Annotated in this window: 20 protein-coding genes and 9 pseudogenes; 10 read left to right on the top strand and 19 right to left on the bottom strand. The window is 70.2% G+C overall.

Features of this window, described 5'->3' with window-relative positions; all coding sequences use genetic code 11:
• Positions 1 to 63 precede the first annotated feature (63 nt).
• Positions 64 to 314: pseudogene (locus SCAB_RS44210) on the bottom strand (IS701 family transposase); the annotation flags it as partial.
• A 277-nt stretch (positions 315 to 591) separates the two neighbouring features.
• Here SCAB_RS44210 and SCAB_RS44205 point away from each other — a divergent pair.
• Positions 592 to 1,612 (top strand): annotated as a pseudogene (locus SCAB_RS44205) (sensor histidine kinase); the annotation flags it as partial.
• Positions 1,613 to 1,704: 92 nt separating this feature from the next.
• Here the strand turns inward: SCAB_RS44205 and SCAB_RS00400 are convergent.
• Positions 1,705 to 2,784, bottom strand: a complete 1,080-nt coding sequence (locus tag SCAB_RS00400) for an Orn/Lys/Arg family decarboxylase (protein WP_456293506.1) — start codon at positions 2,782 to 2,784, stop codon at positions 1,705 to 1,707.
• A gap of 156 nt (positions 2,785 to 2,940) precedes the next feature.
• Here SCAB_RS00400 and SCAB_RS48945 point away from each other — a divergent pair, with 156 nt between their 5' ends.
• Together SCAB_RS48945 and SCAB_RS00395 are read left to right on the top strand one after the other, a co-directional pair.
• On the top strand, positions 2,941 to 3,066 hold the full coding sequence (locus SCAB_RS48945; protein ID WP_267889098.1) for a hypothetical protein: 126 nt from the start codon (positions 2,941 to 2,943) through the stop codon (positions 3,064 to 3,066).
• 69 nt (positions 3,067 to 3,135) lie between these two features.
• The gene (locus SCAB_RS00395) at positions 3,136 to 3,306 is read left to right on the top strand and encodes a hypothetical protein (protein ID WP_041668748.1); all 171 of its coding nucleotides are present in this window, start codon (positions 3,136 to 3,138) and stop codon (positions 3,304 to 3,306) included.
• 142 nt (positions 3,307 to 3,448) lie between these two features.
• Here SCAB_RS00395 and SCAB_RS00390 read toward each other — a convergent pair whose 3' ends face one another.
• Entirely contained in the window at positions 3,449 to 4,366 is a 918-nt protein-coding gene (locus SCAB_RS00390) for an IS3 family transposase (protein WP_012998059.1), read from the bottom strand.
• Positions 4,363 to 4,671, bottom strand: coding sequence for a transposase (locus tag SCAB_RS00385; protein ID WP_041668893.1), 309 nt, complete (start codon positions 4,669 to 4,671; stop codon positions 4,363 to 4,365). The genes SCAB_RS00390 and SCAB_RS00385 overlap by 4 nt, the downstream gene beginning before the upstream one ends.
• 348 nt (positions 4,672 to 5,019) lie before the next feature.
• Between SCAB_RS00385 and SCAB_RS00380 the strand changes: the two are divergent.
• Both SCAB_RS00380 and SCAB_RS49530 read left to right on the top strand, forming a co-directional pair.
• Positions 5,020 to 6,259, top strand: a pseudogene (locus SCAB_RS00380) (PP2C family protein-serine/threonine phosphatase).
• 71 nt (positions 6,260 to 6,330) lie between these two features.
• Positions 6,331 to 7,409 (top strand): IS630 family transposase gene (locus SCAB_RS49530; protein ID WP_422126112.1). Its coding sequence is split into 2 segments (ribosomal slippage): positions 6,331 to 6,832 and positions 6,832 to 7,409, totalling 1,080 coding nucleotides; the frame shifts between segments, so codons are not numbered across the junction.
• A gap of 116 nt (positions 7,410 to 7,525) precedes the next feature.
• On the opposite strand, the gene SCAB_RS00365 is transcribed toward SCAB_RS49530, so the two are convergent.
• The 7 genes from SCAB_RS00365 to SCAB_RS44200 all read right to left on the bottom strand — a co-directional run bounded on the left by SCAB_RS00365 (position 7,526) and on the right by SCAB_RS44200 (position 14,130).
• Positions 7,526 to 8,200, bottom strand: coding sequence for a LysE family translocator (locus SCAB_RS00365; protein WP_012998055.1), 675 nt, complete (start codon positions 8,198 to 8,200; stop codon positions 7,526 to 7,528).
• Between the two features lie 122 nt (positions 8,201 to 8,322).
• The gene (locus SCAB_RS00360; RefSeq protein ID WP_012998054.1) at positions 8,323 to 9,582 is read right to left on the bottom strand and encodes an aspartate aminotransferase family protein; all 1,260 of its coding nucleotides are present in this window, start codon (positions 9,580 to 9,582) and stop codon (positions 8,323 to 8,325) included.
• Between the two features lie 55 nt (positions 9,583 to 9,637).
• A complete protein-coding gene (locus SCAB_RS00355; RefSeq protein WP_012998053.1) occupies positions 9,638 to 10,138 on the bottom strand; it encodes a flavin reductase family protein in 501 nt (166 codons plus the stop codon).
• Between the two features lies 1 nt (position 10,139).
• A complete protein-coding gene (locus tag SCAB_RS00350; protein WP_012998052.1) occupies positions 10,140 to 11,762 on the bottom strand; it encodes an amino acid adenylation domain-containing protein in 1,623 nt (540 codons plus the stop codon).
• A 5-nt stretch (positions 11,763 to 11,767) separates the two neighbouring features.
• Positions 11,768 to 12,781, bottom strand: coding sequence for a hypothetical protein (locus tag SCAB_RS48155; RefSeq protein WP_049875626.1), 1,014 nt, complete (start codon positions 12,779 to 12,781; stop codon positions 11,768 to 11,770).
• A 28-nt stretch (positions 12,782 to 12,809) separates the two neighbouring features.
• Positions 12,810 to 13,610, bottom strand: coding sequence for a 4'-phosphopantetheinyl transferase family protein (locus SCAB_RS43560; RefSeq protein WP_049875625.1), 801 nt, complete (start codon positions 13,608 to 13,610; stop codon positions 12,810 to 12,812).
• Positions 13,603 to 14,130, bottom strand: a complete 528-nt coding sequence (locus SCAB_RS44200) for an acyl-CoA dehydrogenase family protein (RefSeq protein ID WP_012998049.1) — start codon at positions 14,128 to 14,130, stop codon at positions 13,603 to 13,605. The genes SCAB_RS43560 and SCAB_RS44200 overlap by 8 nt, the downstream gene beginning before the upstream one ends.
• On the opposite strand from SCAB_RS44200, the gene SCAB_RS00330 reads away from it, so the two are divergent.
• The 3 genes and pseudogenes from SCAB_RS00330 (at position 14,085) to SCAB_RS00325 (ending at position 16,013) form a co-directional block, all read left to right on the top strand.
• Positions 14,085 to 15,032, top strand: coding sequence for a helix-turn-helix transcriptional regulator (locus SCAB_RS00330; protein ID WP_061451818.1), 948 nt, complete (start codon positions 14,085 to 14,087; stop codon positions 15,030 to 15,032). The genes SCAB_RS44200 and SCAB_RS00330 overlap by 46 nt on opposite strands.
• A gap of 152 nt (positions 15,033 to 15,184) precedes the next feature.
• A pseudogene (locus tag SCAB_RS47625) lies at positions 15,185 to 15,295 on the top strand (IS5/IS1182 family transposase); the annotation flags it as partial.
• A gap of 124 nt (positions 15,296 to 15,419) precedes the next feature.
• Entirely contained in the window at positions 15,420 to 16,013 is a 594-nt protein-coding gene (locus SCAB_RS00325) for a putative immunity protein (RefSeq protein ID WP_041670244.1), read from the top strand.
• Between the two features lie 24 nt (positions 16,014 to 16,037).
• Here SCAB_RS00325 and SCAB_RS00320 read toward each other — a convergent pair.
• Positions 16,038 to 16,682: pseudogene (locus SCAB_RS00320) on the bottom strand (IS110 family transposase); the annotation flags it as partial.
• Between the two features lie 118 nt (positions 16,683 to 16,800).
• Between SCAB_RS00320 and SCAB_RS46820 the strand changes: the two are divergent.
• Positions 16,801 to 17,367, top strand: a complete 567-nt coding sequence (locus tag SCAB_RS46820; RefSeq protein ID WP_041668749.1) for a BAR domain-containing protein — start codon at positions 16,801 to 16,803, stop codon at positions 17,365 to 17,367.
• Here SCAB_RS46820 and SCAB_RS00315 read toward each other — a convergent pair.
• The 3 genes and pseudogenes from SCAB_RS00315 to SCAB_RS00305 all read right to left on the bottom strand — a co-directional run bounded on the left by SCAB_RS00315 (position 17,285) and on the right by SCAB_RS00305 (position 19,648).
• Positions 17,285 to 18,115, bottom strand: coding sequence for an IS5 family transposase (locus tag SCAB_RS00315; protein WP_049875623.1), 831 nt, complete (start codon positions 18,113 to 18,115; stop codon positions 17,285 to 17,287). The genes SCAB_RS46820 and SCAB_RS00315 overlap by 83 nt on opposite strands.
• A gap of 184 nt (positions 18,116 to 18,299) precedes the next feature.
• Positions 18,300 to 18,569 (bottom strand): annotated as a pseudogene (locus SCAB_RS48150) (transposase); the annotation flags it as partial.
• A 32-nt stretch (positions 18,570 to 18,601) separates the two neighbouring features.
• Positions 18,602 to 19,648 (bottom strand): sugar ABC transporter substrate-binding protein, encoded by a 1,047-nt coding sequence (locus tag SCAB_RS00305; RefSeq protein ID WP_012998045.1) that lies wholly within the window; start codon positions 19,646 to 19,648, stop codon positions 18,602 to 18,604.
• A gap of 642 nt (positions 19,649 to 20,290) precedes the next feature.
• Between SCAB_RS00305 and SCAB_RS00300 the strand changes: the two are divergent.
• Positions 20,291 to 20,509: pseudogene (locus SCAB_RS00300) on the top strand (hypothetical protein); the annotation flags it as partial.
• A gap of 152 nt (positions 20,510 to 20,661) precedes the next feature.
• Here SCAB_RS00300 and SCAB_RS44180 read toward each other — a convergent pair.
• From SCAB_RS44180 to SCAB_RS49325, 4 genes and pseudogenes are all read right to left on the bottom strand, one after another.
• Positions 20,662 to 20,965, bottom strand: a pseudogene (locus tag SCAB_RS44180) (IS5/IS1182 family transposase); the annotation flags it as partial.
• A gap of 45 nt (positions 20,966 to 21,010) precedes the next feature.
• Positions 21,011 to 21,228, bottom strand: a pseudogene (locus SCAB_RS49525) (tyrosine-type recombinase/integrase); the annotation flags it as partial.
• Positions 21,229 to 21,342: 114 nt separating this feature from the next.
• Complete coding sequence (locus SCAB_RS00295) at positions 21,343 to 22,983, bottom strand: GDSL-type esterase/lipase family protein (RefSeq protein WP_012998042.1); 1,641 nt, start codon at positions 22,981 to 22,983, stop codon at positions 21,343 to 21,345.
• A 75-nt stretch (positions 22,984 to 23,058) separates the two neighbouring features.
• Positions 23,059 to 23,196, bottom strand: a complete 138-nt coding sequence (locus tag SCAB_RS49325) for an RICIN domain-containing protein (protein ID WP_012998041.1) — start codon at positions 23,194 to 23,196, stop codon at positions 23,059 to 23,061.
• Positions 23,197 to 23,203: the final 7 nt, after the last annotated feature.

Raw genomic sequence — 23,203 nt, 5'->3', positions numbered from 1 at the left:
GGCGGTTCGGAGCGAGGTGCAGCACCAGGAGCCTGCGCACCTCTGCCAGGGTGAGGGGGGTCAGGGTGGCGGAGGCGTTTCTGCAGCCCCCTTTGCCGCAGCATCGGCGGCCATGACCGCGAGGTAGGCGTGGGCGAGCATGGCCAGGGTGATGTGCCGATACCCGCCCGGGTAACGGCGGACTTCGTACTCGTCGAGGCCGTACTCGTTCTTCCAGCCTGGAAGCACTCCTCGATCTGCCAGCGCATCCCGTCGACCCGCACCAGGTCGGCCACCGTGGTCTCCAAGGGAGCGTAGGCAAGGAAGTTGGCAAGTACGCCTGCCCTCAACTGGAAGAGCAAGACATCCCCTCAGCGCCCCGCGATGGGGGTGTGGGAGGGGTTCTTCGCCGACCATGGACGACGTAGAACCCGAGATGCTGTCTCCTCAATTCCTCCTCTGCCGAGTCGCCCGCACATACCCCTCCTGACCGTTGCGTGCTTCCGCCCCGTCGGCGGGAAGGCGGCCAACCCCCTGGTCGGCATCGGAGTCGACGTCACCCCCGGCTTCACCGCCGCGGCCAAGGACCCCGGCCGTCTGCTCGGTGGCAGCCGGCGGGCACAGAACTGTGTCGAGGACGCGCGCCGCGCCCAACTGGACCCGCACGTCGCGCCCAGAGCGCGGCTCTATCTGGGCGCCCTCGGCGGGCAGCCCGTGGGCTTCGACCTCTCCCCCGCCAACGAGGGCACGATCGTCGGCGTCGCGGGGCTGGTCCTGGCGGTCACCGTCGCCATGACCACGGTGGTCGCCATCCGTCTCGTCCGCCCCCTGCGAGCCCTGACGGCAGCGGCACACCCGTGTCGCGGTCACCACCAAGGACGAGACCGGCTATCTGGCCGCCGCCTTCAACGACCTCACCGCACGCCGCGAACAGTTGGAGACCCAGCGCAAGGCCATGGTCAGCGACATCGCGCACGAGCTGCGGACCCCGCTGACCAACATCCGCGGCTGGCTGGAGGTCACCCGCGACGGGCTGGTCGAGCCGGACCTGGAACTCATCGCCTCCCTGCATGACGAGGCACTTCTCCTGCAGCACATCATCGACGATCTGCAGGACCTCGCCGCCGCAGACGCCGGCACCCTGGCACTGCACCGTGAACCCGTACGCGCGGACGATGTCGTCGCCCAGACGGTGTCGGCCCATCGCGCCCGGGCGGAGTCCTCGGACATCCGCCTGTGCACCCACACCGATCCCGGCCTCGTCCTGGACGCCGACCCGGTGAGGATGCGGCAGGTTCTGGGCAACCTGACCTCCAACGCGCTCCGGCACACCCCGGCGGGCGGCACTGTCACCCTCACCGCTCGTCAGGACGGCGACCTGGCCGTCCTGATCGTGGAGGACACGGGCAGCGGCATCGCCGCCGATGACCTCCCCCATGTCTTCGAGCGTTTCTGGCGGGCCGAGAAGTCCCGCAGCAGACGCACCGGCGGCAGTGGACTGGGCCTGTCCATCGTCCGCCAGTTCGTCGAGGCACACGAGGGAACCGTCACCGTCGACAGTGACGCCGGCAAGGGTTGCGTGTTCACCCTCGGACTGCCCCGGACCCAGCACACGGACCGGCGAACCCCGTGAGGTGCGCGGCATGAGGTGCGGCGGTGTGAGGCACGGCCGACGGCTGCCGCGCGGGACGCTGTCCGTCCCTCGGCCGACCAGTGACCGAGGACTCAACCCATCGTCTTGGCGCTCTGCGTCCTCCGTCGCTGCGCCGGCGTGATGGCGCCAGGCTCTTCCTGCTCGTCCGGGCGCAGGCACTCGATCAGGTAGTCGCCGGTGTCGGGGCAACGGGTCACTCCGTGCGTCTCGCTGCCGAAGCCGGGGAAGTGGCGGTCGAAGGACTCCAGGGCGCTGAGGTAGCGCAGGAGAGGGCCCTCTTCCTCCCCGATGCTTTCGCCCGGCATGAGGACCGGGATGCCGGGCGGCGTCACTGTGACCATCGCCGCGGCGATGCGGCCCGGCGCGTCCCCCAGACGAATCCGTTCTGTGCCGCCGCGGATTAGGCGCTCGTAGCACAGCTGGGGCGGGGCGACCGGCTCCGGGAGCTGCTGGAAGGCCCGGTCGAGTAGTTCAACCAGGCAGGCATCGCGCAAGTGGTCGTGCATCTCCTGGCAGAGATCGCGCAGACTGCGCCCTGTGTAGCGTCGCGGGTGCTCGGCGACCAGGGCGGGCAGCACGCGGTCCAGCGGGGCGTCACCGTCGTAGAGGTCCTTGAAGTCCATCAGGGCGTCCAGAAGCGTGCCCCATTTGCCCTTGGTGATGCCCATGGAGAACAGCACCAGCGTGGTGTAGCTGTCGGTCTTCTCCACGACGATGCCGCGCGTGGTCAGATAGGCGGTGAGGATGCGCGCCGGGATGCCCCACTCGGACATCACACCGGTCGCGTCGAGCCCCGGGCAGGTCAGGGTGACCTTGATCGGGTCGAGCATGCAGTAGCCGGCGGCCAGGCCCGGGAAGCCGTGCCAGTCCGCGTCGGATGCGAGGTGCCAGCAGGATGCCTCGGTCTGCAGCAAGTCCGCAGGAGCTTCGTCGAACGGCAGCCGCGTCCCGCTTGCGGGGTCAGTCACCTCATCCGGCTGCCACACTCCGCCGGCCCTGACTGAGCGGCGGAGAGTCGCGGGGGCGAACGCCCTGGTCGAGGCCTGGGAGGTATCCGAGCAGGACTGGCCGGGCTGGCGATTCCGTGGCTGTCCAGACCGGCGGGCAGCAGCAGGGTTTCCGCTCGGTCGAGGTGTCGACCCGCCGGACATTGCGGGACTCATGGACCCGTCGCCCCGCATTCGGCGGGCACGCACCGCCTCCTCGAGAGGCGGCTGGCATGGCAATGGTGGGGCACTGGCACGGTGGGCCCGGGGCGTGTGTTGCCTGCTCGTTAGTCGATCGTGCGCTGGCGGAAGGTGTCGATCGTGTCCCTTACCGCCGGTGCCTGCGGCCACTCCGCCCTGGAACTCGACGAACCGGCAGTCGCCCAGCGGCCCGGCGGTGAGGTGAACGCCAGGAGAAACTGGGTCCTGTGCCCGAAAGTACGGTGAAGAAACCAGGGAAATCAACCGTGTGTTCCTGCACTCGCCGGGCACGAGGAGCGACGGAGGTTGATAACTATGGTTCCCCTGCTTCTCGTTCTTCTGCTGGCCCTGATTCTCTTCGGCGCGGGTTTCGCGCTGAAGGCACTGTGGTGGATCGCCGTCATCGTGCTGGTCGTCTGGCTGCTGGGCTTCGTCATTCGCTCCGCGGACACAGGCGGCCGCAGGGGCCGCTGGTATCGCTGGTAACCCGCCAAGCAGCAGCACACCTGTGGGCTCCGGATACGTCCGGGGCCCACAGGCATGTCCCGGATCAGGACATCTCTCCGGGCAAACAGTGTAGCTACCACCTTGAGGTTCCCCCGTCATGCGGGAGCCGCTGATCAGCTGGTCAGCTGGTCAGCAGGGGTTGACGGGTGTTCAGATTCGTTGGTTCGGCCGTCGCCTGCTCGGCGTAGTACTTCTCCTCGAACTCGATCGGGCTGAGGAAGCCGAGCCGTTCCTGGATGCGGCGGGAGTTATAGAAGCCGTCGATGTACTCGAAGAGCGCGAGATTCGCCTCGGCCCTCGTGGTGAAGGTGCGGCCACGGAGGCCCTCGGTTTTGATGAGCATCCAGAGGTTCTCCGCGAGGGCGTTGTCGTACGAGTCCCCGACGGAGCCCATGGACGCCTCAACTCCCGCCCGCATCAGCCGGGTTGTGAGCTTGATGGACGTGTACTGACAGCCGTGGTCGGCGTGGTGGATGAGCTTGCCCGGCTCGACCTCGCGGGACGCGAGCGCGTACTCCAGCGTGGTCAGGACCAGGTCGGCGTCCGCGCGGGCGGAGGTCTCCCACGCGACCACCCGCCGGGAGAATGCGTCCCGGATCGCGGAGAGCCACAACGGTCCCTCGCCGGTGGAGACCATCGTGAGGTCGGTGACCCACAACCGGTTCGGCGCCGGTGCGGTGAAGTCCCGGTTGACCAGGTCCGGGGCGAGGCTGGCCTTGGGATCGCGGCGCGTGAAGCCCTTCCGCCGCGGGCTGATCCCCGCGATGTCGGCCTCGCGCATCAGGCGCTCGACCCGCTTGCGGCCCACGCGTGTGCCCTCGCGTCTGAGGACGGCGTGCACGCGCGGCGATCCGTAATTGCCGCCGGACTCCGCGTGGATCTCCTTGATCCGCTCGGCCAGTTCGACGTCGCGGCGTCGCCGTTCGCACGGTTCCTTCTCCGCGCGGCGCCAGCGGTAGTAGGTGGAGGAGGGGATGTGCAGTTCCCGCAGGACGCACTCGACTCCCAGGCGGGGATGCTCGTCAACGAGCGCCGTCACCTGGGCCGGGTCGGGTCGAGTTGCGCCGCGAAAAAAGCCGAGGCCGTCCGCAGGACGTCGTTGGCCCGCTTGAGCTGGGCGTTCTCCTTGCGCAGGGCCGCGAGCTCGGCGCGTTCGTCGGTGGTGAGACGGTCGTCGCGTTCGCCGGCGTCCGCCTCGGCCTGGCGGATCCAGCCGCGCAGGGCCTCGGGGTGCACGCCGAGGTCGACGGCCAGCTTCTTGATCTGCGGCTTCGGCTCGGTGGTGCGGTACATCCGTACCGCACGCTCACGCAACTCGAGCGAGTATTTCCGGGGTGCAGCCATGGTCACAGGTCCTCTCATGAGTCCCATCTGACCCGCTGTCAACTTCCTCCGCATCTCGGGGGAACCTCACCTTCCCGGGAACCGGGCCTCATGGCTGGGGCCCAGTGAAGCAGTGGAACCTGCGCCTCCAAACCACCGGACCCCAGCCACCCCGACACCCCGCACCCCGCACCCGACAAGCAGCATCTGCAGCCGCAGGCCACAGTGGCTCTACACCTCTTCCTGTCCGGCCCACGCCACCCTGCGCAGAATCAGCTGGTGAGCCCGCCCGCTGGACTGCTCCTACAGTGAGGTGTAGGAGCAGTCGCGCTCGCAGGCACTGAGAGCGCCCGACGACAGCGGACCGCGATGACAGCGGACATCGACGTCACGGCGTTCTTCGACGCCACGCCAAGCCCGTACCTGGTTCTCGACGCGGACCTGGTGATCCGCTACGTCAACGCGGCGTACCTGACGGCCACCGGGCGGACCAGGAAAGACCTGGTCGGGAGGCACTTCTTCGACGCCCTGCCCCAGAATCCCGGCGCCCTGGACGACGCGCAACGGAGCCCGAAGGCATCCCTGCTGCGGGTCCTGGACACCGGGGAAGCGGACACCCTGGTACTGCAGCGCTATGACATCTCCGCCCCCGATCAGCCAGGTGCGTTCGAGGAGAGATGGTGGTCCAATATCCACACGCCGCTTCCCGGGCCGGACGGCGCGGTGCAGTGGATCGTCCAGCGGGCCGAGGATGTCACCGCCTTCGTCCAGGCGCGCCGAGCGCGCGAGCTGGCCAGTGAGCTCACCGAGCGGGAGGAGGGCATGGCCTCTGAGCTGTACGTGCGGGCCCGCGAGGTGTACCGGCTGAACGAGGAACTGCGTCAGGCCCACGCCCGTGAACGGCGGTCGCCGTCACCCTGCAGGCAGCCATGCTCTCCGCGCCTGACCTGGACCGGCACCGCGACACCATCGCCGTGCGCTACCTGCCGGCGACCACATCACTGAACGTGTGCGGCGACTGGTACGACGTCGTCGATCTGCCCCCGACCGCTACTCGGCGGCTGTGGGGGATGTCGTCGGCCACGGCCTGCACGCCGCGGCGGTCATGGGCATGCTGCGCAGCGCCCTGAGCGCGGTCATCCGCGCCATCCCCAGCCCCGCCCAGGCCCTGGAAGTCCTCGGCCTGTACGCCCGCTCCCTCGAAGGCGCAACGGCCGCAACCGCGGTCAAAGTACTCATCGACACCCGCAGCAGGCTGATCATCTACAGCAACGCCGGACACCCGCCACCCGTCCTGCTCCACTCCGACGGGACCTGCGACCTGCTGGACCAGGCCACCGATCCGCCGCTCGGCGCCCGCCCGCACCACGTTCCGCGCCCCCAGGCCGGCCTGCCCTACATCCCCGGTGACACCCTGGTGCTGTACACCGACGGCCTCATCGAACGCCGCGGCGAGGACATTGACACCGGCCTCGCGCGCCTGACCACAGCCCTGGCCCAGGACCGCACCCTCGCCCCTGCCCAGCTGGCCGACACTCTGCTGACCCGCCTCGCCGTCGCCGGCGGCAGCCCAGACGACATCGCCCTCGTCATCATCCGTCTATACTGACTTCGGCTCGTTAGGGTGAAGTTTCTTGAACTCCCTGAAGGGCCTGGGGCGGTGGCTATATCCGTGGTGTTGTGAGGTATGCGGATGGGGGTGGGCTGACCGCTGCGGGGCGGCAGCGCCGGGAAACAGTACGGATGCAGGCAGCCGAGCTGTTCGAGCAGAAGAGCAAGCCGTCGGAGGTCGCACAGCACCTGCGGGTGAGCCTGAAGTCGGCTTACCAGTGGCACCAACTGTGGCGGGTCGGCGGTCGTGAGGCTCTGGCCTCCCATGGCCCGAGCGGATCGCGATGCCGACTGTCCCCTCGCTGTCTGGAGAAGCTGGCCGGGTATCTCGAGGAGGGGCCGGCCGAGCATGGCTGGGTGGAGGACCAGGTGTGGACCGCGGCAAGGGTGGCCACGCTCATCGGCAGGAAGTTCCACGTCTCCTACAGCGTCTCGGGTGCCACCAGGCTGATGCACCGGCTCGGCTTCAGCCCCCAGCTCCCCGCGCGGCGGGTCGCCGAGCGCGACGAGCAGGCCGTCACCGCCTGGAAGGAGGCGACCTGGGACGAGGTAAAAGAGCCCGGGCGGCCTGCGGAGGCTACATCTGCTTCGAGGACGAAGCCGGGTTCACCCGCCGACCGCCCAAAGGACGTACCTGGGGCCGGCGCGGCCGCACCCCGGTCGTGACCGTCAGCGGACGACGCTCAGGACGCCTGTCGGTGGCCGGACTGATCGCGATGCGGCCCGGCTCCCGCACCCGGCTGTGCCACCGCCTGCGTACCCACCCCGCCGGCAAAGGCGCACGTCGCAGCATGGGCGAGCGCGACTTCATCGCACTGATCGACGGCACCCACCACCTCGTCAAGGCGCCGATCGTGCTGGTCTGGGACCGCCTGAACACCCACGTCTCCCACGCCATGCGTGAGTTGATCGCCGAGCGCGAATGGCTGACGGTGTTCCTGCTCCCCGCCTACTCACCCGATCTCAACCCCGTGGAATGGGTATGGGCACACGTCAAACGCAGCCTGGCCAACCTCGCAGTGGTCGCCCTCGACCGGCTCGAAACGCTGGTCCGCAACCGGCTCAAGCGCCTCCAGTATCGGCCCCACACCCTCGACGGTTTCATAGCCGGTACCGGCCTGACCCTCGTCGATCCAGCGTCACCTTGACGAGCCGAAGTCAGTAACGCTGCGTCGCCCTCGACAGCGTGCGGGTCACCACTGAAGCTGTGATCGGCGCGGGTCTCACGTCCCAGTCTCCGGGCGTCCACGATCAAGGGGAAGCTTCAGGAGGCCGCGGCGACGCCGATGCCGATGGCGATGAACAGCCAGCCGGTCGTCAGCTCCCAGCGGTGGCGGATCTCGGGCCGAGCGAGGAAGGCCCGCAGCCGCGCGGCGACGGCGACGAGGGCGAACCAGTAGACGACGCCGATCAGGACGTCGAGGATGCCGAGGAAGAAGATCTGCTGCGCGGTCGAGCCGCCGTCGTGCACGAACTGCGGAAGGATGCTGAGGAAGAACAGGGCCGCTTTGGGGTTGAGCACGTTGGTGAGGAAGCCCTCGGTGAAGCCGGACCGCCGGCGGCCGCTGGACGGTTCGTCCGGGGCCTGGGTCCGCGGGGCTATGAGCCCGTCCGGGCGGGCTGCCGCTGCTGTTTCGGTGCGGCGCTCGTGGGCGGTCCGCCGGGCGGCCAGGACTGCCCGGATCCCGAGGTAGACCAGGTAGGCCGCGCCGAGCAGTTTGATGGCGTCGTAGACCACGGGTGAGCGGGCGGCGATCAACGACAGCCCCGCGGCGGCGGCGAGCATGTGCACGCACAGCCCGGTCTGGGCGCCCAGCGCCGCGGCGCGTCCCTTGGCGGGATGCTCGGCAGCCGAGCGGACCACCACCAGGAAGTCCGGGCCGGGGACCATGTAGGCCACCATCACCACACCGAGGAAGCCCGCCAGGTCGACCGACATCCGCTCTCCCCTTCGCTAGCCCCGTGGCCTGTTCGCCGCCGCGGGATTTCGTCATGGACGGGTCCTGATCTGCCGCGTCGGGCGCCGGCCGGCATGTCCGTCGCCGGCCAGCTGAGGCCCGCTCAGGCTGCGAGCGTTCGCCTGGCGACCACCGAGGTGACGGCTTCGTCGAGTATTCCAAGGCCCTGTTCCAGGTGTTCGTCGGCCACGGTCAGCGGCGGCAGGACCTTGGCCACTTCGTCGTGGGGCCCGGCCGTCTCCAGCAACAGGCCGCCCCGGTACGCGGCGTCGCACACCTCGCGGGCCGCGCCGGGGCGGTCGAAGGGCAGACCCCAGGCCAGACCGCGCCCGCGCGGGGCGGCCAGCCCGTGCCGTCGGGCCGTCTCGGTGAGGGCGCGGCGCACCCGTTCGCCCAGGGTGCTGGTGCGGTTCTCCAGAGCGCGGTCGGACCAGAACAGCTCCAGAGCGCGGGCCCCGGTGACGAACGCGGGGTTGTACCCGCGGAACGTGCCGTTGTGCTCGCCGGGCTTCCACACGTCGTACTCGGGGCGTATGAGCGTCAGGGCCATGGGCGTCCCGTACCCGCTGATGGACTTGGACAGGCAGACGAGGTCGGGAACGATTCCGGCCGTTTCGAAGGAGAAGAACGGTCCGGTACGTCCGCAGCCCATCTGGATGTCGTCCACCACGAGGAGTGTTCCGTGCTCTTGGGCCCAGGCGGCCAGGGCGCGCAGCCAGGCCGACCGGGCAGGGTTGACGCCGCCCTCGCCCTGGACAGTCTCCACCACCACCGCCGCGAGCGGCCCGTCCGCGGCAACACCGTCCAGTGACCCGACGAGCCGCGCCACCGACTTCCCCTCGTCGTCCGAGGAGTTGTCGAAGGGCACGGGGACGGTGTGCGGCAGTGGTACTCCGGCTCCGGCGCGCTTCGCCGAGTTGGCGGTGATGGCAAGGGCCCCGAGCGTCATGCCGTGGAAGCCGCGCTGGAAGTAGGCCACGGTGTGCCGACCGGTGATCTTCCGGGCGAGCTTGAGTGCGGCTTCGACGGCGTTGGTGCCGCCGGGGCCGGGGAACTGGACGCGGTAGTCCAGGCCGCGGGGGGTGAGGACCAGGTCGCGCAGGCGTTCCAGGAAGACACGCTTGGCGGTGGTGTGCATGTCGAGGCCGTGGGTGACGCCGTCCCCGGAGAGGTAGTCCAGCAGCGCGGCCTTCAGTTCCGGCGGGTTGTGCCCGTAGTTGAGGGCGCCGGCGCCGGCGAAGAAGTCGATGAAGGACCGTCCGGACTCGTCGCGCAGCACGGCGCCGCGTCCGGTGGCGAACACGGTGGGCCAGGCCCTGCTGTAGCTGCGGACCTCTGATTCCATGGTGGCGAAGACGCTCATGCCCAATTCCTGTCCTGGTGCGTGCGGGTGGGGTGGGTGGGTGGCGCGGCCGGGGTCAGCCGGCCACGGGGTGCTGGTGGCGCTGGTAGAGCACCAGGGCCGGCGCGGTGGGGTCTTGCGCGGTCCACAGGACCCGTCCGATCAGCAGGGTGTGGTCGAGCACGGTGGGCGCCTGGTCGAGGCGGCACACCACGGTCGCGGCAGTGGCCGTCAGGACCGGGCAGCCCTCCTCGTCCCGGTGGGGGACGCCGTCGAAACGTTCCGCCGGGGGCAGCCGGGCGAAACGGTGCATCAGATCCCGTTGCTGCCAGCCGAGGATGTTGACCGCGAAGCTGCCGTGCGCGCGGGCGTGCCGTACGGTGCGGCCGCTGGCGGCGAGCGAGACGAGGACCGAGGGCGGCTCGGTGGACAGGGAGAGCACCGCGTTGGCGGTGCAGCCGACCGGACCGTCGGGGCCGGCGGTGGTGATGACCGCGACGCCGGTGGCGAGCTGCGCCATGGCGGAGCAGAACTCCTCACGGCCGGGCAGCGCGGTGGGGGTGGTGGGCGCGGTCACGTCACCGGGTTCCTTCCGGGAGGCGGGTGGTGCGGCGGGCGCCGGGGGCGGGCCGGGCCGTGGGGGTCGGGCGGAGCGGGCCGGATGCGGCCGGGCGGGCCGTGTCCAGGGCGGCCTGGACGGCCTTGCGGTCGGTCTTGCCGTTGAGGTTGCGAGGCAGTTCGGGCAGGCGCAGCAGGGTGCGGGGCACCATGTAGGCGGGCAGCCGTTCCTGCAAAGCCGCCAACAGCGGGGCGGGGTCGGGAGCGTCTCCGGTGTAGACGGCCTCCAGGACGGAGGTGGAGCGTTCGGTGCGGGCCACGACCACGGCGTCGGCGACACCGGGGCACGAGCGCAGGGCCTCCTCGACCTCGCCCAGTTCGACGCGGTAGCCGCTGATCTTGACCTGGTTGTCGAGGCGGCCGAGGTGGACGAAGTCGTCACCCTCGCGGGCCACTCGGTCCCCGGTCCGGTACCACTGGGAGCCGGTCAGGGGACCGCCCTCGTAGGGGGTGAGTCCCGTGTCCGGCTCGCCGGTGGCGAACCGTCCCGGGTCGTCCACCGGGTCCAGGTAGCCGGGGAACCGTTGCGGGCCGCGTACGAGGAGTTCGCCCTGGTCGGCGGGGCGCATCCGCTCGTCGACGACGACGGTCTCGGCGCCGGGGTGGGCCGTGCCGATGGGCACGGTGCCGTTGGCGGTCTGCGGCCAGGTGGCCGGGTCGGCGGGCAGGCGGTAGCCGGTGCAGGTGACGGTCAGTTCGGTGGGGCCGTACAGATTCTCCAGACAGGCTGCGGGCGCGGCCTCGGCGAAGGCGCGGGCGTGCCGAACGGTGAGGGGTTCGCCGGCGAAGGCCGCGTAGCGCAGCGTCGGCATGGAGTCCGGCGGCAGTCGGCGCAGCCGGGCCGCGAGCGAGACGACCGACGGCACGGAGAACCAGTGGGTCAGCCGGTGCCGCCGGACGAATCCGGCCGGGTCCATCAGGTCGTCCGCGCTGGGCACGACGAGGGCCGCGCCGGTGCTCCAGGCAACGAACATGTCGAACACGGAAGGGTCGAAGGTGAGGCCGAAGGTCTGCGAGAGACGGCTGTCCGGCCCGGCGCCGCTGCGTTCGACCGCGTGGTCAAGGTAGGCGTCGGTGTTGGCGTGCCGGATAACCACTCCCTTGGGCCGGCCGGTGGAGCCCGAGGTGAACAGGACGTAGGCGGTGTCGTGCGGCCCGGGCCCGGGCAGGCCGCGCAGGTCCGGTGCCTTGGACGGGTCCGTCAGGGCGACTGGGAGGAGGGGCGCGGCCCGTCCCGCCGGTCCGCTGTCGCTGGTCGCGTCGGCCAGAACCAGTGCCGCGTCGGCCTGTTGTACGACGGCCTCGTTGCGTCCAGATGGAGCCGCTGGGTTGAGCGGCACCACCGCGGCGCCGAGCCGTTGCACCGCCAGGTAGGCCGCGTAGGTGACTGGGGTCCGTGCCGCCAGCAGGGCGACGCGGCGGGGCGGGGGCGCGTCGGCGGTGAGCCGGGCGGCCAGGGATTCGGCGTGGGCGCGCAGCTGCGCGTAGGTGAGTGTGGTGGTCCCGGCGACGAGCGCCGGGCGGTCCGGGTGGCGGGCGGCCGTGCGGGCGAAGCGGTCCCACAGGGTGAGCGTGGTCGGCACCGTGATCAGCTCCCCTGCCCGGCGTGTGACGAGACGTCGGTGAGTGCCGTGGGCACGCCGTAGCCGTGGGCGGCGTGCAGCGGGGAGGCCGCCGCCTCGAGTTCCGCGAGGGCGGTGAACGCGCTGGTGACCAGGGACGGCCGGGGGCGGCCCCGGCGGGCCGAGTTGGCGGCGAAGCGGAGCAGGCGGGGAAGTTCGCGCCACTTCGCGGTGGTGGCGTCGACGGCCCGGCGTTCCTCGGGGGACAGTGCCCCGTCCGCGGTCAGCAGGTGCGCGTCGCGGAAGATGTGGTGCTGCGCCGCCGCCCAGACGTCCTCCAGCACGCCCCGTTCGCCATCGTCCCGCAGGTCCGCCAGTACAAGCCGCGCGGTCTCCTCCAGCGCGCCGGCCCCCGTCAGCCAGGGTTCGCCGGGCAGGTGTTCCGCGGTCGTGCCCTGTTCCTCGGCCAGCCACTGGTACGTCTCTTGCGCCGGGGTGGGGACGGGGAAGCCGAAGGCCAGGGCGTTGCGCGCGCGGTGCACCTCCGACAGGCCCCGGGGGAAGGCCAGCAGGGCCGTCAGCTCGGCCCCGGACAGCTCTCCGGCGAACGGTTCCTGATGTCCGCCGCCGCTGAACAGGGCGGTAAAGCCGTCCACCACGTGCCATCCCCCGTCGGGCGTACGGCCGTCCACGAGGATCAGGTGGGGCGCGTGGGCGTCCGCCGCGCCGGACAGCCAGGGCAGCGCGCCGCTGTCGGCGACCGCCAGCACCCGGGCGTGCCCGGCCAGTTCGACGGCGATGCCCGTGAGGGCTGCCTCGGCGTCGGGGGCGCCCCGGTAGGCGAGCCTGCGCCCGTCGGGCAGGTTGTTCAGGGCGCGGTCGTGGTGTGAGAAGCGGCCGGTGGCCGGGTCGACCGCGAGCCGCACGGAGCGGGCGGTCAGATCGGCGCGGGCGGGGGCCCGCGCGGCCAGGTAGCCGGCGAGGTTCTCCGTGTAGCAGCTCAGTCCCCGGCTGATGGGGCGGGTGGCATCGGTACGCATCGGTTTCTCCACAGGACGGGTGTGGTGGTCAGGACGTTCGGGGCGCCGGGTCCGGGCGGCTGCGGGGGGCGTCCGCCGGGTGCGCGGGGTGGGCCTCGGGCGGTCCGAAGGCGCAGGCCACGGCGACCGGTTCGGCGCCGGCCGCGTCGTGCCAGGGCGGTCGTCGCCACTGCAGTGCCCCCCAGGAGCCGTCCTGCCCTTCCGGCCCTGCGCGCACCCGCCAGGGCGCGCCGGACAGGCCGGTGCCGCGCGCCTTCACGCACGCCTCCTGGACGGCCCAGATCCGGGCGAAGGCGACGGCGGCCCGCTCGGGCGGCTGGCTCGCCAGGCGTGCCGCCGTCCCGGGTGCGCAGCAGCGGCGCAGCAGCGCGGCCGAGGGCGGCCGGGGCACCTGGGCGTCGACGCCGACGTCCAGTCCGGTGGCCACGGCGGCGGCCGCGTACGGGCCGCTGTGCGAGATGCTCACCCCTGTGTCCGGGAAACCGGGAAGCCTGGGGCGACCGCCCGGCTCGGGGATCACCGGGGCGCGGGCGCCTGCCTCGCCGGCCGTCTCGGCGAGCAGCAGCCGCAGCAGCGCCCGGCCGGCCAGGTGTTCGCGGGCCCGCCAGGCCGCCATGCCGGCGGCCGAGCGGTACTCCTCGGGGCGCAGCCGCTGCACGGCCGCGGGCGCCGCCAGCACGGCGTCCGCGGGTGCCAGGGCGACGACAACGCCGGGAGCCGGTGTCCACAGGCGGGCCGCGGGAGCGCCGGGTGGGCCGTCCGCCCGGGCGGACGGCCGACGCCGGGCCGGGGACGCGGTGGCCGACGGGCGGGGGACGGTGTCAGGCAAGGGTGGTCTCCTGGTCCAGCAGGCTGAGCGAGCCGTTGGCCAGGTGCAGCCGGTCGTTGCCGTAGTTCAGCGAGGCGGACCGCAGATCGCGCAGGGCGCGCTCCAGGCCGAGCGGCTGGTGCCGCAGATAGCCGTGGCGCAGTCCGACCAGCTCGATCAGCTCGTCCACGGCGGCCGGGCATTGCTCGGAGGCCGTCACCTTCAGGGCGTTGACGAGCAACTGCCAGGGGGCGCCACCGCGTTCCCGATCGGGCAGCGAGACGTACACGCCGGTGGCGTGGCTGAGCATGGCCTGCACGGTGTCGATGCGCTGGCGGGCCCGGGACAGCCGGGTCAGCAGCAGCTCGCTCTTGAGGTCGCGGCGGCGGCGTTCCTCGGGGCTGCGCAGCAGCCGCAGGGTGCGGGAAAGGGCGCCGGCTGCGGTGCCCAGCCAGCAGGCGCTCCAGCCGAGGTGGGCCAGGGGCGCGAAGACGCATGGTGCGCGACTACCTGGCGGGAAACTGGGAGGCCGCGCTGGCAACCGCCCGCCGCATCGAAGTACGCAGCCGCACCCACCGAACGGCGGGCGTCCCCCACCTGCCGCGGGTGCTGGCTGCGGAGATGCACTGCGCCCGCGGGGACATCGCATACGCCCGTGCGTGGCTCGATCTGGTCCCCGACACCCTCACCCACCCCCTGGCTGCGCGCACACGCCTGGCCCTCCGGTACCAGTCCGGACGAGCAGAAGAGGCGCTGAACAGCGCCCGGCACGACGCGCGGCAGGCACGCAAGAACGGCCAACTCGCCGACGTCGAACGGCTGCTGCTGCGCATCCTGTCGCTCGCCGCGCTACAAGACCAGCCCCAGACGATCCAGCAGACCCTGGAGGAACTGGAAACCCTGCACGAGGAGGCCGCCACGCCGACGACCTATGAGGCTCTCCTCCTCGCACGAGGCATCGCCCATCGCAACACGGACAGCGCACTGACCGCCCACCGCTTGATCAGCCGCCGAGGTGACGTCCACCTGAGCATCGCCGCCAGCATGTGCCTGGCGGACCTCGCCGACACACCCCGAACCTGGCTGACCGAGGCCATGCGCAATGCCCAGCGCCTCGGCCTCGGAGGCCCATTCCGTACCGTCGTCACCCGCGTCACACAACGGCGCGACATCCCCGTTCCGAGATTCCGTCAAGCCCACCAGACTCTGAGCGAACCCGACATCGCGCTGGTACGCATGGTCAGTGATGGCGCGACCAACCGGCAGATCGCCGCACAACTCGCCTGCAGCCACAAGACTGTGGAACAGCGCCTGACCCGACTGTTCCGGCGCACCGGCACCGGCTCCCGGACAGAACTCGCCGCCTCGTGGATGAACGGAACCCTCACCCGGCCCGGCAAGGTCTCCGATCCGTCCAGCCCTGTCCCCCCGGACGACCGCTGAGCGGCGGACACGATTCCGCGCATCCGGATGGGTGCCGCCCCGCGGGGTCGTCGGCCGCCCCACCATTCCGGTGACCATCACCAGGCGGGCATTGCCTTTGTGATTGGTGGCCGGGCCGTTCAAGACATCGGGTCGTCCTTCATGGGCCCGGCGAACTGTTGGACCGCCGCCGCTCGGTGATCGAGCGCACGATCTCGTGGCCGTCCGACTACCGCAGACTCAGCCCCCGGCACGAACGCGATCCACGCAACTACCCGGCGTAATCCGGGATTAGGGGGTTAACAAGTCAAGTCCGAAGATCCTGTCTGCTTCGGAGGCCAGCCAGCAGGAGCGGCCAAGACCGCCTTCCCGCCGCGCTGTCCGGTGGGAGTCATCGAGGATGGGGGCATGACAGGGGAAGCGAGCGAGATCGTTCTGAGCAAGCAGGATCTTCGTGAGGTCACCGCGTTCGCTGCGGCATGCGCGGAGGGCGTCCTGGAAATATTCGAGGCTGATCAGCCGGACGACTTACGACCTCGAGACGCCATCAGTGCCGCGTGGGCATTCGCCCGGGGCGGCGAGCGCCGGAAATCTTTGCGCGACACAGCGTCGGCGGCTCTCAAGGCGGCCAAGAGCGCGGAGACTGCGGCTGCGCGCGAGGCAGCGTGGGCAGCGATGTCTGCGGCAGGCGCCGCCTATCTGCATCCGTTGGCCAAGGCCACCCAGGTCAAGCACAGTCTCGGAGCCAGCGCTTATGCAGCCCGAGCGGCCGAAATCGCCGCTGACGACGATCGGAGCGTCGGTGCTGAACACCTCAAGCGGATGATGCATCGTGCAACACCGATCGTCGTTGACGTGCTCAAGCGCTTCCCGACGGCGCCGGATGGCGGCGGACGGGTTGGCGAGCTGATCCGCATGCTGGACGCTGACCTTCGCACCCTCACTGAATCTCGGCGTTCGGATGGCGCGGCCTCGCAAGAAGGCGTGTCTGGCACTCGCTGACGCGGCCTGCGGCCGTCTTCCGAGTCACGCGGATGCTTGAAGCAGCGGTGTGAAGGCACGTTGCTCATCGAACGGCTGCCGGGTCTGGAGGCAGTGGTGAAGCTGTCCGAGGAAGCGGTTGAGCAGGTGGCGCTGGGCGGCGTTGTGCCAGTCGCCGTGCTCGCGTCGGCGGCGGTAGTGGGCGTTCGCTCCAGGAGAGGCATGGAGGGCTGAGAAGGCCCACAGGAACCCGGCGTGCATGAGCCGGTTGTTCTTGACGAAGCGGCGGCCGACGAAGCGTTTCTTGCCGGAGGCGCGGGTGATCGGGGCGGATCCGGCGTAGGACTTGAGTGCTCTGGCGTCGGCGAAGCGGGTCCGGTCATCGCCGATCTCGGCAAGGACACGGGCTGCGAGCTGGGGACCCAGGCCGGGGAAACTGAGCAGGATCTCGCTGTCGGCGTGCTGATGGAAGGCAGCTTCGGTGGCCGTGGCGAGGTCGTCCGCGGCCTGGCAGGTGGCGTCCAGCTGCTTGAGCAGGGCCAGCAGTTGCTGGCCGAAGGCGTCCTCGACGGCCGGGAGGTGGTGGGCGTACTCGGCGCGGAAGACGCTGCGCAGGCGTTCGGACTCGGTGTCGAAGGACCGGGTGCGTCCGCTGCGTTTGAGGGCGGCCCGGATCTGGGCGAGGCTCAGTGCGTTGTGGCAAAGGGAGTCCCTGTTCGGTGAGCAGGGGCTTCGTCGTGTGCGGGGCATGATCGCGGCGGGGTAGGGGCAGGCAGCGGACGGCTTGTTGTGGATCGAGGAGGGTGCGATGCCGTCGGTGCTGAGGTTGATGGAACAGCGTGAGGCGCGGGCGAGGCAGGATCTGGAGTCCTGGACGGAGGTCCTGGAGCAGGCTCAGGCGGAGGTGGATGCCGCGCGGGAGCGGGTCGAGCGGGCCCGGGTGGGGCGTGAGGAACTTGTGTCGGTGCTGGCTGGGGAGAGCCCGGTGAATACGCCGGTTCTGGTGCCGTCTGGTGGCGAGATGGCTGCTGCCCTGGGGTCGAGCGGCTCCGGCGTGGGGCATGGTGAGCGGCCGCCGGTGTGGCGGTCGGGCATGGGCGAGGAGGTGCTCAGCGGCCTGTATCGGGAGGTGTTCGCCGCGATGGTGGCCGCTTCGGGGCCGGTGAACGGGGTGGAACTGACGCGGGCGGTGGGCCGGGAAGCGGAGATCAAGAACGAGGTGGAGAAGATCCGGCACCGTGCCTACGTGCTGGAGAAGCGGGGCTGGCTGGTGCGGGCGAACGACGGACGGTTCATGCCCGCGCCCGGGGCAGTCGGCCGGGACGCTTCTCCGGCCAGCGCGGAGCGTCTGCGGCCAGGCGCCGGGACAGTCTGATCACGGCGGCCCACCACACCATCTGGGCGTGGTGGTCGGGGCGGCGTTCGTGGTCGCGGTTGAGGCGGCGTGAGCGGGCCAGCCAGCTCAGCGTCCGCTCCACGACCCACCTGCGGGCCAGTACGACAAATCCGCGTTGCCCGTCGCAGCGGCGCACGACCTCGGTCCGGACTCCGTGACGGGCGAACGCCCTCGCCAGCGCCGGACCCTGGTAGGCACTGTCGACCCACACCAGTTGCAGCAGCCGTCCCGGCTGCTGCATGAACGTCTCCAGCAGTGCGGGGGCGGCCTTGGAGTCGTGCACATCGGCCGTGGTCACGGTCACTTCCAGGAGCAGACCCTCGGTGTCGGTCAGGATGTGACGCTTGCGGCCGTCACGTGACTTGCCGCCGTCGTATCCGCGACTGTCCTCGCCGACGGTCTCGGAGGCGTCCACCGACTGACTGTCGATGATCCCGGCACTGGGCTCGGCGTTGCGGCCTGAGCGTTCCCTCGCCGAATGTCGCAGGCGTTCGTACAGCTCACGCGCATAGTCGTAGGCCCGCCAGCGGCGGAAGAAGTCGTAGACCGCCCGCCAGTACGGAAAATCGACCGGCAGAGCCGTCCACTTCACGCCGTTGTCGACCAGGTAGCGCACCGCGTCGAGCATTGTCCGGTGGCAGTACGCCTCGGGGCGCCCGCCCCGCTTCAGGAGCCAGGCCGGCACCGGCATCGCGGCGCGGACCTCGGCCCACTCCGCATCCGTCATGTCACTGGGATAGCAGGCTGCCCGCCGTCCCGGAGCGAGCGAACCGAACCGGTGCACGTAGCAGTCACACCCAGGGGTGACCGCGGTGGACGCAGGCACAGAGATGCTGCTCAACTGATCGGGCAACGGGCTTCCTTGGTCGTGCTGGTGTCGTAACCGCGTCACTACCAAGGGGCCCGTTCTCTCATGCCCGCGACCGCACCCGAACCTCCGTCCAGATGATCACCCGCGCCGCACACCTCGAACGAAATCCGGTTAGCCACAACGCACTGACCGCGACCTGGCAGTTTGCCCGTTTGCCGACCGCTCCGCAGTACTGGCGGGCCACCCCGACCGACGCGCTGCCGCACTTGGGGAACGACACGTCGTCGATCACCCACACCTCGGGCCCGACCACCCCGGACAACCGCTCGGCGATCCGCCGCCTGACCGGCAGCGGATCCCACGGCGACTGGTTCACCCACCGCGGTCGGCTGGGCCTGTCGTTCACCGGGGGAGGCTGTTGCCCCACAGCGACTTGTCGTCCGCGTTGTCCCTGGTCACCAGCCGAGCGGGCAGCTGGTCCTCCAGACCGTTGGGGATCTTCACGATGGTCGAGTCGTGGTCGGTCGGACCCGGCTTGAAGGTCCTGCCCTTCGCTGCGGCCTTCGCGTAGTACATCGCGTACTTGGCGTACAGATCGGCGGGCTGGGAGACGGTCGCGTCGATGTACCCGTCGCGGATGGCGTCGAGTTCCTGCGGGATGCCGTCGTTGGAGACGATGGTGATGTGGCCCTTATTGCCCGCAGGCTTGAGCAAGCCCTTCTGCTCGAGGAGCGCCAGGGTGGGCTGCAGGAAGACGCCGCCGGCCTGCATGTAGATGCCGTTCAGGTCGGGGTGCTGGGCGAGTAGCGACTGGAGCTTGGCGGAGGCGACGTCGCCCTTCCACTCGGTGGGCAGCTCGAGGACCTTGATCTTCGGGTACTTCTCCTTCATGCACTGCGCGAACGCCGCCGAGCGGTCGCGTCCGTTGATGGAGTCCAGGGCGCCCTGGAACTCGGCGACCTTGCCCTTGCCACCCAGTTGCTCGCCGAGGAACTCGCACGCCTTGGTGCCGTACGCCCGGTTGTCGGCGCGCACCACCATGTAGACGTCGCCCTTGTCGGGCCGGGTGTCGACACTGATCACCGGGACCTTCGCAGCCGACAGCGTGTCCAGGGTGGAGGCGATGGCGCCGGAGTCCTGGGGCGCCATGATGATGGCCTCGGCGCCCATGTTCTGGAACAACTGGACATTGGCGACGAGCCTGCTGACGTCGCTCTGCGAGTTGCTGACCGGCAGGGCGTCGACGTCCGCGGATCTGATGTCCTTCTTCAGGTAATGCCCGTAGGAGTTCCAGAAGTCGGAGTCGGCGCGAGGCAGGTCGATGCCGATGGTGGGCTCGTCGCCGCTCGAGGAGTCCGTGGTCTCGCGGTTGCATGCGGTGGCGAGCGCCATGATCGCTAGTACGGCGGCGGCGGTGGCGGCGGTGGAGCGGGGGCGAGCGAGCTTCATGGCCGTTCTCTCTCGAGTCAGGGCGGTAAGCCGTCGGGGCGACGGGGGGAAGGTGGCGTACTCGCCTGCGGGAGAGAGGCGAGGCCGGCGACCGGGCAGGCGACTGGTCGGCACAGGGGCATGCGCGGACCGCTCTCGACGTGGAGTGAGTGAGGGTCAGCCTGAGACCGAGACATGGGAGAACACCGGATCTGGCGACCAGTCCTCCGATGTATCTGGATTCGGGAGGACGCTACGCCGATGTCACCCAGGTTGGCAAGGGCCAGTGCGCCGGCTTGCGCGACACCGCCCACGGACTCCACCGCCCGCCGCACCCGTTACCGCACCGCGTGCCCACCTGCCCATGGGTAACCATCGGCAGTGAAGTGCGGCCGATGTTCACTGTCGGTCGACGCTCCTGTGCCCACAGCCGCCATCCAGCTATACATCCGATGAATGGGGAAGCGGCCGAAGTCTTGCATCGAGCCTGCCCGTCGCGCCGCCGGGCGCCCAGGCGGCGCGGCCCCCCACCGGCCCAGCCGACGTGACAGCGCCTCCTGAACAGCTCGTTGGTGTCCAATCACCGAGCAACATCAGGAGGCCCTGGTGCCGCAGTCTTCCGTGTCGATGGCCGGGCAGTCCAGTTCAATCACGCTGGAGTGTGACTGTCTGCGCTTCCCGTTCGGCCATTCCGCGGTCGCGAGCGTCCTGACCGGGGCGCGCTCCTCGCAGGAGGTGCGTGACACCGTGGAACAGCTGCGGCGCCCGATTCCGGCCGCCCTGTGGGACGAGCTGCGCGCCGAGGGCCTGCTGGCCCCGGACACTCCTGTCCCCGCAGCCGCGCCGACCGGGGAAGCCATGCCGTCGGAGGAGCCGTCATGAAGGTTCGCCCTGCACACCAAGGTCCGCGCCGATCTCATCGAGGGGTACGAGGCCGCGCACGGGGAGGTGCCCGAGCAACTGACCGTCGTCATCCGCGCCGTGGGCGTGGGGGAGTGGACGACCGGTACGGCCGTGCGGCTACGACCTGCCCGTCATCGCACGGCCGGCCACGCCCCAGGGTGGATCACGGCTTCGGAGCTGGCGGGAAGGGTGTAATCGCGGGACAGGCGTCGGTGCAGCATGAGCCAACCGAGGCTTCGTTCTACTACCCGCGCCTTTTGACGACGTGAAAGCCGCGGATTTCCGGGTTTCTATTGACGACTTCGACATCGATTCCGAGGTTGGCGCCGTGCTCGATGACGGTGATCGTGAAGTCGGTGTCGACCCAGCTTTTGGAGAGGGCGGGTACATTGTCTTGGCCTGGTCGAGAAGCTCTATCCCTACGGCGTTTTCGGACGCAGGAAAGGACTCCGTCCGAAGTGCGAACATCCGGGTACGCCTCTTCATCGGACTGTAGGCGCCGAGGTAGATCATGAGACGCCACTGCATCCCGACGGCGTTGGCCAGCGCGTCGACTTGGGTGACCGTGGCGATGCGCCGCTCAGCCGCCTCTTCCTACCGGCACCTTGATGCGGCAAGGATTTGCGTGTGGTCGGCTCGTCGTCCACGGCGGTCTCCATGATGGCCTTGAGGAGCCGGCATGCCTCGGCCGTCATCGTCACCGTCGGCAGCAGCTGCCCGCAGGCGCACGGATGACGGCCCGTTCCGTCCGGTGCCCCGTACGGGAGAGGGGGCGCCGAACGGAACTACGCGGTCCGGGAGGTGGGCACCGCTCAGGAGGTGAGCAGCGCGAGGTCCACGGCGTTGGCGATCGCCTGCATGCCGGCGCTGTTGGGGTGCAGATGGTCGCCGCTGTCGTAGGCGGGGAGCAATCGCGCCGGGTTGGCCGGGTCCCGGAGCGCCGCGTCGAAGTCGATGACCGCGTCGAAGGCGCCGCTGGTGCGGATCCAGTCGTTGACCTGGGCGCGGATGGCGGCCTTGGCGGCGGTCTGCGAGGAGTGCGGCAGGATCGTCCCGCCGATGATTCGGACACCGGCCGTGTGTGCCTGGTCGATCATGGTCTGGTAGCCGGCGATGATCTGGTCGGCGGGGGTGGGGGTGGTGGTGTTGTTGATGTCGTTGATGCCCTCCAGCACGATGGCGTTCTTCACGCCCGGCTGGGTCAGGACGTCGTGGGAGAACCGGGTCCTGGCCGCGATGCCCTGCTGCGCGCTAGGGCTGTCGGTGACCACGCGGTTGCCGCCGATGCCCGCGTTGACGACGCCGAGGCGCTGGCCGCCGGACTGGGCCTGGAGCCGCCGGGCGAGGTAGTCGGGCCAGCGCTGGTTGGCGTTGTTGGTGGCGCTGGAGCCGTCGGTGATGGAGTCGCCGATGGCCACGACGGTTCCCTTGGCCGTGGGTGACACGACGTCGAGTCCGGCGACGTAGAACCAGCGGGCCGTGGTGGTGGTGAAGTTCGTCGCGGCCTCCTCGGCCGCGTGGTTGCCGGTGCCCGCGGCGGACAGGTAGGAGGTCTGGTGGGCATCGTTGTGGTAGGTCGAGGCGCCGGTGGTGCCCGGGAGGTGGACGCTCACCAGCAGGTTCTGCTCCGCGACGACCGGCATCGGGATGACGTCGCTGGTCACTTCCTGCCCGGCTGGGATGGTGGGCGTGGCCGACCGGCCGAAGGTGACGGTACGCGTGGTGCCCGCGACCGCGGTGGCGCCGCTGGACTGGACGGCCACCGTGACGGCACCTACCGAGAGCGCAGCGGTGCTGCGCAGGTTGGACAGCCGGATGCGCAGCCCCGCGCCGGAGGTGTTGTTATGGACGACCATCCGGATGGTCTGCGAGGTGAAGGTCTGGCCGCCGCTGACCATGGCCGGGCCCCAGGTCGCCGAGCGCGGGCGCTCGGTCAGGCTCCACTGCTGGTTGGTCGTGTTCCGGCAGGTCCACTGGATGATCGCGTGGTCCTCCGCGGTGGAGTTGTCGGAGACGTCCAGGCACAGGCCGCTGCGGGCGGAGACGACCGCCGAACCGCTGAAGGTCCAGCGCTGGTTGCCGGCGCCGGTGCAGGGCCACTGGATGATCGCAGCCCCCGCGTTCAAGGAACCGTTCTGGATGTCCATGCACTTGCCGCTGTTGATGTTGACCAGCGAAAAGGTGCCGTCGCCGTGGTCGACCGCCTCCCACAACTGGCCGGGGCCGCCGGAGACCGTCTTCTGCACGACCCTCGCGCCGTTGGCCAGGGAGTCCGACAGCACGGCGGCGTTCTTGCCGCTGTGCGCCGCTGTCAGCGCGTAGACGTGGCCGCCCTGCGGCGCGCCCGCGGCCGAGGCGTCTGCCGCCGGGACCAGGGCGAGTCCGACAGCGGCCAGACAGGTGGCGGATGCCGTGGCTGTGAGTCTGGCGGCGAGTCTTCGGGTGGTGTGCATGTGCGGCCCTTCTTTGCTGGGTGGGGACGTGCGGCTCTTCCGCGTGGGGACGTGCGGGTCGAGGGGCTGGGGCGCTCAGGAGGTGACGCTCCGCAGCGTCTTGATCTTGTAGTAGCCGTCGCCGGTCTTGGTGAAGGTCCACTTCTGGTTGGCCTTGTTGAGCCAGGGCCACTGCAGCACGTTGCTGTTGTTCGCGGTGGTCCCGCCCTCCACGTCGGCG

The sequence above is a fragment of the Streptomyces scabiei 87.22 genome, from assembly GCF_000091305.1.
GTDB classification, from domain to species: domain Bacteria; phylum Actinomycetota; class Actinomycetes; order Streptomycetales; family Streptomycetaceae; genus Streptomyces; species Streptomyces scabiei.
This window is presented reverse-complemented; position numbering and strand designations above follow the sequence as displayed.